This window comes from Rhodoferax sp. GT1R46, from assembly GCF_056521285.1.
In genome coordinates, this window is sequence record NZ_JBWMBC010000001.1 from 153,995 (window position 1) to 166,072 (window position 12,078).

9 protein-coding genes are annotated in these 12,078 nt (G+C 60.2%); 5 read left to right on the plus strand and 4 right to left on the minus strand.

Features of this window, described 5'->3' with window-relative positions; genetic code table 11:
* The first annotated feature begins 16 nt into the window (after nt 1-16).
* Nucleotides 17-1,102, plus strand: coding sequence for a TRAP transporter substrate-binding protein (locus AC097W_RS00760; protein ID WP_479600340.1), 1,086 nt, complete (start codon nt 17-19; stop codon nt 1,100-1,102).
* On the plus strand, nt 1,099-3,741 hold the full coding sequence (locus tag AC097W_RS00765; protein ID WP_479600341.1) for a bifunctional diguanylate cyclase/phosphodiesterase: 2,643 nt from the start codon (nt 1,099-1,101) through the stop codon (nt 3,739-3,741). Before AC097W_RS00760 ends, AC097W_RS00765 begins: the two co-directional genes overlap by 4 nt.
* Here AC097W_RS00765 and AC097W_RS00770 read toward each other — a convergent pair.
* Entirely contained in the window at nt 3,730-4,632 is a 903-nt protein-coding gene (locus AC097W_RS00770) for a DMT family transporter (protein WP_479600342.1), read from the minus strand. The genes AC097W_RS00765 and AC097W_RS00770 overlap by 12 nt on opposite strands.
* Nucleotides 4,633-4,750: 118 nt before the next feature.
* Here AC097W_RS00770 and AC097W_RS00775 point away from each other — a divergent pair, with 118 nt between their 5' ends.
* Entirely contained in the window at nt 4,751-5,746 is a 996-nt protein-coding gene (locus tag AC097W_RS00775) for a quinone oxidoreductase family protein (protein ID WP_479600343.1), read from the plus strand.
* Between the two features lie 47 nt (nt 5,747-5,793).
* Nucleotides 5,794-6,693, plus strand: a complete 900-nt coding sequence (locus AC097W_RS00780; RefSeq protein WP_479600344.1) for a hypothetical protein — start codon at nt 5,794-5,796, stop codon at nt 6,691-6,693.
* 98 nt (nt 6,694-6,791) lie between these two features.
* Here AC097W_RS00780 and lspA read toward each other — a convergent pair whose 3' ends face one another.
* From lspA to AC097W_RS00795, 3 genes are all read right to left on the minus strand, one after another.
* Nucleotides 6,792-7,298, minus strand: coding sequence for a signal peptidase II (gene lspA / locus AC097W_RS00785; protein ID WP_479600345.1), 507 nt, complete (start codon nt 7,296-7,298; stop codon nt 6,792-6,794).
* Nucleotides 7,298-10,207: an isoleucine--tRNA ligase gene (gene ileS / locus AC097W_RS00790; RefSeq protein ID WP_479600346.1), complete on the minus strand. Its 2,910-nt coding sequence runs from the start codon at nt 10,205-10,207 to the stop codon at nt 7,298-7,300. The genes lspA and ileS overlap by 1 nt, the downstream gene beginning before the upstream one ends.
* Before the next feature lie 121 nt (nt 10,208-10,328).
* Nucleotides 10,329-11,303 carry a bifunctional riboflavin kinase/FAD synthetase gene (locus AC097W_RS00795; RefSeq protein ID WP_479600347.1) on the minus strand — a complete coding sequence of 325 codons (975 nt, stop codon included), beginning with the start codon at nt 11,301-11,303 and terminating at the stop codon, nt 10,329-10,331.
* Between the two features lie 176 nt (nt 11,304-11,479).
* Between AC097W_RS00795 and AC097W_RS00800 the strand changes: the two genes are divergently transcribed.
* The gene (locus tag AC097W_RS00800) at nt 11,480-12,037 is read left to right on the plus strand and encodes an HNH endonuclease (protein WP_479600348.1); all 558 of its coding nucleotides are present in this window, start codon (nt 11,480-11,482) and stop codon (nt 12,035-12,037) included.
* The last annotated feature ends 41 nt before the right edge of the window (nt 12,038-12,078 follow it).

Genomic DNA, 12,078 nt, shown 5'->3' on the forward strand with positions numbered 1-12,078 from the left:
CCCGAACACCATGCATATGGCGAAAAATCGGCGCTATCGCCTTGCGGCACTTGCGGTCACGGTCTGGGCCCTGTACGCCAGCGCGGTGATGGCGCAAGTGCCGGTGCCGGCAACCGGGCCAGTACCGTACAAATTGCGGGTGGTCGGTGGGCTTGCAACACCGACCCAATTTACGCGTTGGGAGGAGCCGTTCTGGTCCAAGGAACTGGCGCGTATCAGTGGCGGGCGGTTCAGCGCCGATATTGTGGCCTTTGACCGCGCCGGTATTCCCGGCCCCGAGATGCTGCGGCTGTTGCAGATGGGTGTGGTGCCTTTTGGCACCACACTGATGAGTTCCCTCTCGGCCAAGTACCCGCAGTACACCGCACCCGACCTGGCGGGCCTTAACCCGGACATGGCGAGTTTGAAAACCAGTCTGACCGCCTTTCGACCCTATCTGGAGAAGGCCCTGCGAGACCAGCACGGAATCGAAGTACTGGCCATCTACACCTATCCCGCGCAGGTCATTTTTTGCAAAAAACCGCTCACCGGTCTGGCCGACCTGTCGGGGCGTCGCATTCGCGTGTCCTCTGTCGGGCAGGCGGACTTTGTTGGCGCTCTCGGCGGTGTTCCCATCAATATTCCGTTTGCGCAAATCGTGTCGAGCCTGCGGGAGGGCAACATTGAGTGCGCCATTACCGGCACCATGTCCGGCAACACACTGGATCTTCCTGCCATGACCAGTCACCTGTACCCGATGCCCATATCCTGGGGACTGTCCATTTTCGGTGCCAATCGGGCCGCATGGGAAGCGGTACCACCTGACTTGCGGGCGCTTTTGCGCCGGGAGTTGCCCAAGCTGGAAGCGTCCATCTGGGCTGAGTCCGCCCACGACACGGAGCAGGGAATTGCTTGTAACAGTGGATATCCCAATTGCCAACTCGGGACCAAGGGCCGGATGGCGATCGTCCCGGTACCGCCTTCGGATGAACGTCGGCGCCAGGAACTATTCCTGTCAACCGTATTGCCGAAGTGGCTGCAGCGCTGTGGCGCCTCCTGTGCGGAGGTCTGGAGCCAAACCATCGGCCCGGCCCGCCATATTGCAATTTCGCCCGCCCAATGAAGCTTGCCCCTGGCGTTCGCATCAAGTGGGTGGTCTGGGGCCTGGTCAGCACTTTCCTGGCGGCGATCATCGCGGCAGCGTCTTATACGGTGTGGGATGCCCGGTTGAGCGCCCTGGCAGAGAGTGGGGTCCAGGCGACGCGCTTTGTGTCGGGTGCCGAGTCCGCACTCAACCGGTCGTTGCTGGCGATTGACGTGTTGCTCGCTGGAACAGATGATTCGCTGACCCTGGCAGGTTCCATGATCGACTGGATTGATGTGGATGCAGCCAGCAAAATGCTGCGCAGTGCAGAGCGGCTGAATTTAATGGTCAGCTTGGTCGCCTTGCTGGATTCTCAGGGCCATGTGATTGCATCTTCTGACCCGGCCAATGTCCGGTCCAATGTGGTGTTGCCCGCGGGATTTATGGAGGAGGCACTGGCACAGCCAGTGTCTACGCTGATTGTCAGCGCACCAGGCAGCAGTTTGTCCAGTTCCGATCGGGTGGTCTATTTCGCGCGTTACATCCGGATGGCCGACGGTGCCAAACTACTTGCCATTGCAGAGGTACCTGTTGACATGATCACTTCCCTGGTCATGCAGGGCGTTGATATTCCCGGACTGCAAGTCACGCTGGAGCGCGGCAAGGGTCAGTTGCTGTTGGGCATGCCCACCGGTGCGTCACACGAAGGCGGAATGCTGACGCCGGCATTGGCCGATCTGGCGTCTGCCAATGAAGAGTGGAACGCCACAGCCCGTTTGAGCAAGGTTCCCGCCCTGGTGGTGAGTCGGCCTATTTTGTTTCAGGATCTCTGGATCTCCGCCAGCATTCCCCGTGAATCTGCGTTGAAGGGGTGGCGCAGCACACGCAATGCCGTGTCGGGTGCAACCCTGGTGTTTGCGGTTTTGGTGCTGCTGGCGGGCAGTTTTTTCGTGACCTATTTGAACCGTATCAACACTGCGCGGGCTGACCTGCAACGGTCCAAAACTGCGCTTGATCAGGCGCTGGAATCAATGGTCAGCGGATTCCTGCTTCTTGATGCGGAGCAGAGGGTGGTCCAATGGAATCGCCAGCTTGAGGAGATATTCCCCTGGCTGGTACAGACGCTGGTGCCCATGGTGCCCTATCGCCGTGTTCTGGAGGTTACGGGCAGGCACCTTCTGCAAGGCGCCACTGAAGAAGAACACCAGCACTGGGTCGACAGTCGGCTGCTGGCGCCGCTGGATGCAGGCAAAGCCCATGAGCAAGTGTTGCCCGATGGATACCACATGCAGATAACGGAGCGCGTCACACCCGATGGTGGGCGCGTGATTACTTTTCACGACGTGACCGCTATCCGCCGTGCCAGCGCTGAAATTGAAAGTCTGGCCTTTTACGATCCACTGACGGGTTTGCCCAATCGCCGCCTGCTTCTGGATCGTGTCAATCAAGCCATGGTTTCGGGTGCGCGTTCTGGCCGTGTGGGTGCACTGCTGTTTCTGGATCTGGATAAATTCAAGACCATCAACGACACCCTGGGCCACGAGGTGGGGGATCAGCTCCTGAAACAGGTGGCTGAGCGCCTCACAACCTGCGTTCGGGATGCCGACACGGTGGCGCGCCTGGGTGGGGATGAGTTTGTCGTCATGTTGAAAGACCTGTCCGGCGAGCGCCAGCACGCCGCTGCATTGGCCCAGCACATAGGCGAGAAGATATTGCGCAGCTTGAATCAACCCTACACTCTGAACGCAAAGCCGTATCGCAGCACCTGCAGCCTGGGCGCCACGCTAGTTGACCAGACGATGCTGAGCGCGGCAGAGTTGCTGACGCAGGCCGACATTGCGATGTACCAGGTGAAGGCCCAGCGCGGCAATGCCCTGTGTTTCTTTGATCCGAAAATGCAGGCAGACATCAGCCACGTCGTCCAGCTGGAGGCCGATTTGCAGACCGCGCTGGCGCTTGGTCAATTCGAGCTGCATTACCAGCCTCAGTTCACGCTTGCGGGTCGCATCGTCGGCGCTGAAGTGTTGTTGCGGTGGCGCCATCCGCAGCGGGGGCTGGTTTCGCCCGCAGAATTTATTGCGGTGGCGGAAGAGCGAGAACTGATCATTCCCATGGGCCTGTGGGTGCTGCGGACCGCCTGTCAGCAGTTGGCTGCCTGGCAGGGCGATGAACGATTCAGTGAATTGCAGTTGTCTGTCAACGTGAGTGCCCGTCAGTTTCGCCAGCCTGACTTCGTCGCGCAGGTCACCGACGTGATCCTGGCCACGGGCATCAGACCCCGGTTGCTCAAGCTGGAGCTGACCGAATCCTTGGTGCTGGATAACGTGGACGATTGCGTTGCCAAGATGGAGCAGCTCAAAACCCGCGGCGTGCAGTTCTCGGTCGATGATTTCGGAACCGGCTATTCCTCCTTGGCCTACCTGACGCGATTGCCATTGAATCAGCTCAAGATTGACCAGTCCTTTGTGCGTAATCTGGGGGTGCGGCACACCGACAGCGTCATTGTGCAAACCATCATCGGCATGGCCCGTAATCTGGGGCTGGAGGTCATTGCAGAAGGGGTGGAAACCACTGCGCAGAAAGAGCTACTGGCCCAGCATGGATGCGAGCTTTACCAAGGTTACCTGTTCGCCCGGCCTGCGCCGGTGGCCGTGATGGAAGCGCTGCTAGCGGCGTGATGACAGCACGATGCCAGAGACAATCAGCACAAACGCCAGCGCATGAAAGAGCTGCGGCGTTTCGCCCAGAAAGGCCGATGACAGCAATGCGGTGAACAAGGGCGTGAGGTTGATGAAGAAGCCCGCCACGGCAGGCCCGGCGCGGGAAACTCCGGCACCCCAGGCCCGGTACGCAATCACCGCAGGGCCCACGGCGATGAAAAGTAATGCGCCGATCAGCGGCCAGCCCCAATCGATGTGTGCACGGGTCAGCGTCCACTCTGCGCCGGTAAACGCGGCGGACCACACCAGACCAAAAACAATCTGCGCCAGCAAAAATGCCGCCCAATCGGCGCGTATCGACGCTGACTCCTGCGTCGGGTGCGCCAGCATCCAGCTGTAATAAGCCCAGCCCATACTGGCTATCAGTACATACAGGTCACCCGTGACCAGATGCAGGTTCTGCAGCAACGCCCATTGACCACGGCACAGTACGAGCAACACGCCGCCTATCGACAGCACGGCGCCCAACAGTTGCCGCCCGGAAATGGCTTGCCTGAAGAAGAGGCGACCGATCAGTAACATCCACACCGGTGTGCTGGCCCCGACCAGCGTGACGTTGATGGGTGTAGACGTATTGAGTGCCAGGTACAGCAATGCGTTGTACCCGCCAATGCTGAACAGGCCCAGCAATGCAAAACGTCGCCATTGCTTCCACAGCACGCTGCCCGGTTTGAGCACATGGCCGGCCAGTGGAAGCAGCAGCAAAAAGGCCAGCGTCCAGCGCAGCAGGTTCAGCGTCATGGGTGAGATGAGCGGACTGACGACGCGCCCGATCACCGCATTGCCAGACCACATCAGAGGCGGGATGATGAGCAGCACGATGGCTGTGGGTGTGAGGCGTTGGGTCATGCGTTGACTGTACCAAGGCCAATGGCCGCGCAAGCACGCCAAGGCCTATTTCATGGCACGATGGCAACTGTTGTGCGCGAAATGCGCACTTCCAATGACAACAACAACGGAGACACAGATGACCCAGATTCAGTCAAGAGCCATTCACATCGATCAGCACGGAGGCCCCGAGCAACTCAAGCTGGTGCAGGTTACCGTAGGAGACACTGGACCGGGTGAAATTCGCATACGCCACCACGCAGTGGGTTTGAATTTTATTGATGTGTACCAACGCAGCGGGCTGTATCCGATGAGCCTGCCGGTTCAGCTCGGCATGGAAGCGGCGGGCGTGGTGGAGGCGGTGGGTGCGGGTGTAACCCATCTGCAGGTCGGCGACCGTGCCGCCTATGCCAGTCAGCCCCCAGGCAGCTATTGCGAAGTGCGCGTGATGCCAGCCAAGTGTGTGTGCAAGCTGCCCGATGCGATCGCGTTTGAGACCGGTGCCGCCATGATGCTCAAGGGACTGACGGCGCAATACCTGCTCAAGAGAACGCTGCCGCAGGGTGGCCTCAATCCTGGTGACTTTGTCTTGTTTCATGCGGCGGCCGGCGGCGTGGGGTTGATCGCGTGCCAGTGGGCCCGTGCCCTGGGGCTGCAGCTGATTGGCACGGCCGGTTCGGATGCCAAGTGTGCGCTGGCGCTGGAGCACGGTGCCAGCCATGTGATCAACTACGCCAAGGAAGACTTCCTGGCCCGGGTGAAAGAAATCACGGGTGGCAAGGGTGTCAAGGTGGTGTATGACTCGGTGGGCAAAGATACCTGGGACAAGTCTCTGGATTGCCTGGCTCCCTTCGGCTTGATGGCCAGCTTCGGTAATGCCTCAGGCCCGGTGGCGCCGTTCTCGCCGGGCATTCTCGGACCCAAGGGCTCCATCTATGTGACACGCCAAACGCTGTTCACCCACATCGCTACGCGCGAAGGCACCCAGGCCATGGCCGATGAGCTGTTCGAGGTGGTGCTCAGCGGCAAGGTCAAGATCCGCATTGACCAGCGCTATCCGCTGGAGAACGTGCAGCAGGCCCACCGCGATCTGGAGGCACGCCTGACCACGGGCTGCTCTATTCTGACGCTTTAGGGTTTGTACTGATAGGGTTTCTAGGGTGTTGATAAAATCAATCCCCTATGAATACAAGTATTTCTCGCTTGACTCGCACGATCGTTGGTTGCGCAGTCGGTCTCCTGGCCTTATCGGCCATTGCTGCCCCATCCACTCCCACCGGTTCGTTGGCCCAGGGTGCATCAATCCAGTCTGATGCACCCGCAGTTCCTGCCAAGGCTGCGGCCCAGAAAGATGCGGAAAACTCCAAGCGCTGGTCGGTGTATTGGGGCTGGAATCGCGCAAGCTACTCCCACAGTGATATCCACTTTACGGGTTCCGACCACGACTTCATGCTCAAGGATGTGGCAGCCAATGACATGCAGTCCGAGGCCGGCATTCAGGGCATTGCCAAGTACTACCTGAACCCGGCAGAAATCACCATCCCGCAAACCAATGTGCGCATTGCGTACCAGTGGGACTCGAACACGGCCATTGCCCTGAATCTGGACCACATGAAATACGTGGTGGCACAGGACCAGTCCGTGCCGATCTCCGGTCAGATCAATGGAGCAACTCAGTCGGGCCAGCAGGTCATTGCGGACAACTGGCTGAACTACGAGCACACCGACGGACTGAACGTCGTGAGCCTGGAAGTTGAGAAGCAGCGTCCGGTGGAGTGGTTTGGTGACAACCACCATGCCAAAATATTTGTGCTGGCTGGTTTGGGCGTGGTGCTTCCCAAAACCAATGTCACCATGCACATGATTGGCCAGGTGCGCAACGACCAGTTCCACCTGGCGGGCTATTCCGCCGGTGTGGGTGCCGGTCTGGAAGTCGATGTCTACAAGGATGTGTTCTTTCGCACCGCCTACAAGTACGGCTACGTCAACCTTCCTGATGTGCTGACCAGCGCGCGGGGTGACAAGGCCTCGCAATTTTTCACCTACAACGAACTGCTGATCGCTGTAGGCATGCGCTTCTGACGCTAGCGGCCTGGGCGGACAAAATTGCTCGTGTCCCCCGGCCTGCGGCCTCCTCCTTTACCTCGCCATTTTGTCCACCCAGGCCGCTGGCTTCCTCGTTAGCTGCGCTTTACGCGGAGTAATTCGTCCAGTATCAGGCACACCGCACCGATGGTGATGGCGCTGTCGGCCACATTGAAGGCGGGGAAGTGCATGCCACGCCAGTGAAAGTCCAGAAAATCGATTACATAGCCGTGTGCCATGCGGTCGATGACGTTGCCAATGGCACCGCCCAGAATGCAGGCCATGGCAAAGCTGAACAGGCGCTGGCCCGGATGGGACTTGAGCATCCACAGGATGACCGCCGCCGCCACGACCCCCAAGACGGTGAAGAACCAGCGCTGCCAGCCGGAAGCTCCGGCCAGAAACGAGAACGCAGCCCCGCTGTTGTGCACCCGCACAATGTTGAAAAAGCTCGTGACCGTGGTGCTGTCACCCAGGTGGTAGTAGCCCAGAATCAGAATTTTGGTGAACTGGTCTGCCAGCAGCAGGATGAAGGCCAGGCCCAGCCAGTACAGCATGCCGCCGCCAGACTTGGCGCCGCCTGATTTGATTGCGCGCGCCATCAGGCCACGCGGCGGATTTCGCCCGCGCCATAGAGGTTGGTGGTGCATCGGCCGCACAGGGTGGGATGTGCGGCGTCCACGCCGATGTCATCGCGGTAATGCCAGCAGCGCTCGCATTTAACGCCGTTTGAGGCGCTAGCCCCCGTAGACAGTGCATCACCAGCTATCAATTCAATAGCGGACGTGATAAACACAAACTTCAGGTCATCGCCCAGACTGGCCAGCAGGGCGTGGTCCTGTGGCCCCACGGTCAAAGCCACCTGCGCCTGCAGGGACGAGCCGACCTGGCCCGCCGCACGCAGGGTTTCGATATCCTTGTTCACGGCTTCGCGAATCTCGCGGATGCGGCCCCACTTGGCCAGCAGTGCGGCGTCGGGCTCGGCCAGTGCGCAGAAAGTGTCCAGAAAAATCGACTCCGATGTGGCTGCCGGGGTTTTGCCCTCTGCCGCCAACACCGCCCAGGCTTCCTCGGCGGTGAAGCTGAGGAACGGGGCCATCCAGCGCAGCATCGCCTGGGTGATCTGCCACAGCGCAGTTTGCGCCGACCGGCGGGCCAGCGACTGCGGGGCTGTGGTGTAAAGCCGGTCCTTGAGCACATCAAGATAGAAAGAACCCAGGTCTTCACTGCAGTAAATCTGCAGTTTGGACACCACGGGGTGGAATTCAAACACCTCGTAGTGCGCCAGAATATCGGCCTGCAACTGGGCGGCACGGCTCAGGGCGTAGCGGTCAATCTCCAGCATCTGGTCGATGGGTACGGCGTCCACGGCCGGGTTGAAGTCGCTCACGTTGGCCAGCAGAAACTTCAAGGTGTTGCGTACCCGGCGATAGGTGTCCACCACGCGGGCAAGGATCTTGTCGTCAATGCCCAGATCGCCCGAATAGTCGGTGGAGGCACACCACAGGCGGATGATTTCGGCACCCATCTTGTCGCTCACCTCTTGCGGCGCCACGACGTTGCCGTCGCTCTTGCTCATCTTGCGGCCTTTGCCGTCTACGGTGAAGCCGTGGGTCAGCAGGGCCCGGTAGGGCGCGCGGTCGTACATGGCGCAGGCCGTCAGCAGCGAACTGTGGAACCAGCCGCGGTGCTGGTCGTGGCCTTCGAGGTACAGGTCGGCCTCGGGGCCGGGCTTGCCGGTGCGCGGATCGATTTCTTCATGCGCCGCACCCGCGTGGGAGCCCTTGAGCACCGTGGTGTGCGTGGTGCCGGAGTCAAACCAGACCTCCAGAATGTCGGTGCTCTTGGTGTACTGCTCCGCGTCCTCACCGCAGCCCACTTTGGCCAAAATGGATTCGGTTGTGGCCTTGCTCCAGGCCTCGATGCCCCCTTCGAGCACCATGTCAGCGGCGATGTCCATGATCTCCAGCGTACGCGGGTGCAACTCGCCCGAGTCCTTGTGCAGGAAGAAGGGTACCGGCACCCCCCAGCTGCGCTGGCGGCTGATGCACCAGTCAGGCCGGTTGGCGATCATGTCGCGCAGACGGCCACGACCGTTTTCGGGGAAGAAATCGGTCTGTTCAATGGCGTGCAAGGCCAGTTGGCGCAGGCTTTTGGGGGCCTTGTCCACGGTGAATACACCCTCACCCTCGTCCATGCGCACAAACCACTGAGCCGCAGCCCGGTAGATCACCGGCGTCTTATGGCGCCAGCAGTGCGGGTAGCTGTGGGTGATGGTACTGGTGGCAAAAAGGCGGTCGGACTCGCTTAATTTGTCGATGATCAGCGGGCAGGCTTTCCAGATGTTCAGGCCGCCGAACAGGGGCAACTCGGGCGCGTAACGGCCGTCGCCCTGCACCGGGTTCAGGATGTCGTCATAGGCCATGCCGTGGGCGACGCAACTGTTGAAATCCTCGACACCGTAAGCGGGTGCCGAGTGCACGATGCCGGTACCGTCGTCCGCCGTCGCATAGTCGGCCAGATAGATCGGGCTCAGGCGGTCGTAACCCGCATCCACATGGGCCAAGGGGTGGCGGAAGTGGATGCCGCCCAGCTTTTCACCCAGCGCGGTGGCAATTGTTTTGCCCTCCAGTGCAAAGCGTTCCAGACACTTTTCGACCAGGCTCTCCGCCAGCACCAGCAAGCCGCGGGGCGTGTCAACCAGTGCGTAGGTCAGTGCCGGGTTCAGGTTGAGTGCCTGGTTGGCAGGGATGGTCCACGCGGTAGTGGTCCAGATGACAGCCAACGCGCGCTGCGGTTTGCCGTCGGGTCCATGGGGCAAGGCGGACATGCCAAATGCGCTGGCGAGCTTGTCGGGCTCGGAGCACAGAAAGCCCACATCCAGTGTTTGCGACTTCTTGTCAGCGTATTCGATTTCAAACTCGGCCAGGCTGGAGCCGCAGTCAAAGCACCAGTACACCGGCTTCAACCCCCGATAGACAAAGCCACGCTCCACCACGCGCTTGAAGGCGCGGATTTCCAGCGACTCGTTGATGAAATCCATGGTGCGGTAGGGGCGATCCCACGCACCGAGTACGCCCAGGCGTTTGAAGTCGGTGCGCTGCTGGTCGATTTGCTCGGTGGCAAAGGCGCGGCTTTTGGCCTGCATCTCGTCGCGTTGCAGGTTGCGGCCATAGAGCTTTTCAATCGCGTTCTCGATCGGCAGGCCGTGGCAATCCCAGCCAGGGATGTACTGTGCGTCCATGCCCTTGAGCTGACGCGTCTTGACGATCATGTCCTTGAGGATTTTGTTGGCAGCGTGGCCAATGTGGATCTTTCCGTTGGCATAGGGGGGGCCATCGTGCAACACGAATTTGGGCGCATTCACGCGGGCATCGCGCAGTTTTTTGTAGATGCCCTTGTCTTCCCAGGCCTTGACCCAGCCCGGCTCGCGCTTGGGCAGATCGCCGCGCATGGGGAAGGGGGTGTCAGGCAGGTTCAGGGTGCCACGGTAATCAACTTTTTCAGTCATGGGGAGCATCAATCTCGGAAATCTGGGAGGACCATGCCTGCTACCCGGAAGTGGCAGGCGGAGGGACAAACGGAACAAGACGCGGGGCAAGGTGCGTCAGCGACCATGACGGTCGGCCCGGTCAAATTCGGGTGGCGAACCAGGCACGCGCGTCATCACAGTCCTTGTGAATGCCCTGTGTGAGGGATTCCAGACCGTCGTATTTCAGCTCGTCGTGTAGTTTGTGCAGCAGTTCCACCCGGATGATTTTACCGTAGGCCCCTTCAGGCCCCAGGTCAGCGGGCCAGTCAAGGCAGTGGGTTTCGAGCAGGACCCGTCCGCCATTCACATCAGTGGGGTCTATCGACGGGCGCACACCCAGGTTGGCCACGCCTTTGAGCGGTTCGCCCGCCAAGCCATGCACCAGTACCGCAAAGATGCCGCTGGCGGCGGGTTTCCAGTGTGCAAAACGCAGGTTCAGTGTCTTGAAGCCCAGTGTGCGGCCCAGCTTGCGGCCATGCACGACGTGGCCCGAGATGCAGTAGGGCCGGCCCAGCAAACGGGCGGCGTCCTGCATGCGGCCCTGGCCCAGCGCATCACGCACGGCGGAGCTGGAGACCCGCAGGCCGTGTACCTCGTAGCTGTTCATGCGTGCCACGTCAAAGCCCTGTGCATCGCCTGCTGTGTCCAGAAGCGCATAGTCACCGGCGCGTTGGGCGCCAAAACGAAAATCGTCTCCCACCAGTACATAGCGGGCGCCCATGCCACGCAGCAGCACCGTTTCAATAAAGGTTTGAGGTGACTGGGACGCCAGCCGGGCATCGAAGGGCAGCACCACGGTTTGGTCCACACCGCAACTGGCCAGATCGCCCAGCTTGTCACGCAGGGTGCCTACGCGTGCCGGGGCCAGGTCCGGCTTCTTGTGGAGCGCGGCAAAGTAGTCGCGCGGATGCGGCTCAAACGTCAGCACGCAACTGGGTACGCCGCGCTGTTGCGCTTCGCTGCGCAGGAGAGCGAGCATGGCCTGATGCCCCCGGTGCACGCCATCGAAATTGCCGATGGTCAAGGCGCAGGCAGGCGCAATGCCGGGATGTTTGAAGCCGCGAAAAACCTTCATGGATTTGTTATCTTTTTGATAGCAGGCTGCGCAGGGCGTACCAGCGCCCAAAGCTAATTTGTCACAGAAACAGGGTATATTGTGACGCAGCAGCGCGCCACGTCCTTATCGGCGCACGGCTGCAGAGATGTGCATTCCAGGTGGGTGGTTGAAGTAACCGTTACAGGAGGCGTGTTTTGAAAGTCTTGAAACTGTCGGCCCAAGGGCTGCCGCAATCATGGATATCGCTGGAACAAGCGGTTATTCACTACGCGTCCGACGAAGTGCGCTGGGAGTCTGGCGGCGAGGTTGCGGTGTTCCATGGCGGGCACAACGCGGTGACAGGTCTGCAATCCATCATCCGGATCAATAGCATTATTGGCACTCGGGGGGTTCCCAATATCAACCCCTTCAATCTGCGCCCCGGCCTGACGAACAGCAAACTGTTTGCCCGTGATCGCAATGTGTGTGCCTACTGTGGCGATCATTTTCATGAAGAAGACCTGACACGCGAACACATCATTCCATTTGCCAACCACGGTGTGGATACCTGGATGAACGTGGTCACTGCGTGCCGGCCCTGCAACCACCGCAAGGGCCCGCGCACGCCCGAAAAAGCCAACATGCCGCTGCTTTACGCACCCTATGTTCCCAGCCTGTGGGAAGACTTCATTTTGCGCAATCGCCGCATACTGGCTGACCAGATGGAATTTCTGATGGCCCACGTTCCGAGGTCTTCCCGTCTGTTGACTTGAGGGCTGGTTCACGCCTAGCGAGCTGTTTACAGTTCTTTACA

Excerpts from the sequence above, each read along its gene's own strand:
- AC097W_RS00760 (WP_479600340.1), top strand. The coding sequence starts at position 17 with ATGGCGAAAAATCGGCGCTATCGCCTTGCGGCACTTGCGGTCACGGTC.
- AC097W_RS00765 (WP_479600341.1), top strand. The coding sequence starts at position 1,099 with ATGAAGCTTGCCCCTGGCGTTCGCATCAAGTGGGTGGTCTGGGGCCTG.
- AC097W_RS00770 (WP_479600342.1), bottom strand. The coding sequence starts at position 4,632 with ATGACCCAACGCCTCACACCCACAGCCATCGTGCTGCTCATCATCCCG.
- AC097W_RS00775 (WP_479600343.1), top strand. The coding sequence starts at position 4,751 with ATGACCCAGATTCAGTCAAGAGCCATTCACATCGATCAGCACGGAGGC.
- AC097W_RS00780 (WP_479600344.1), top strand. The coding sequence starts at position 5,794 with ATGAATACAAGTATTTCTCGCTTGACTCGCACGATCGTTGGTTGCGCA.
- lspA (WP_479600345.1), bottom strand. The coding sequence starts at position 7,298 with ATGGCGCGCGCAATCAAATCAGGCGGCGCCAAGTCTGGCGGCGGCATG.
- ileS (WP_479600346.1), bottom strand. The coding sequence starts at position 10,207 with ATGACTGAAAAAGTTGATTACCGTGGCACCCTGAACCTGCCTGACACC.
- AC097W_RS00795 (WP_479600347.1), bottom strand. The coding sequence starts at position 11,303 with ATGAAGGTTTTTCGCGGCTTCAAACATCCCGGCATTGCGCCTGCCTGC.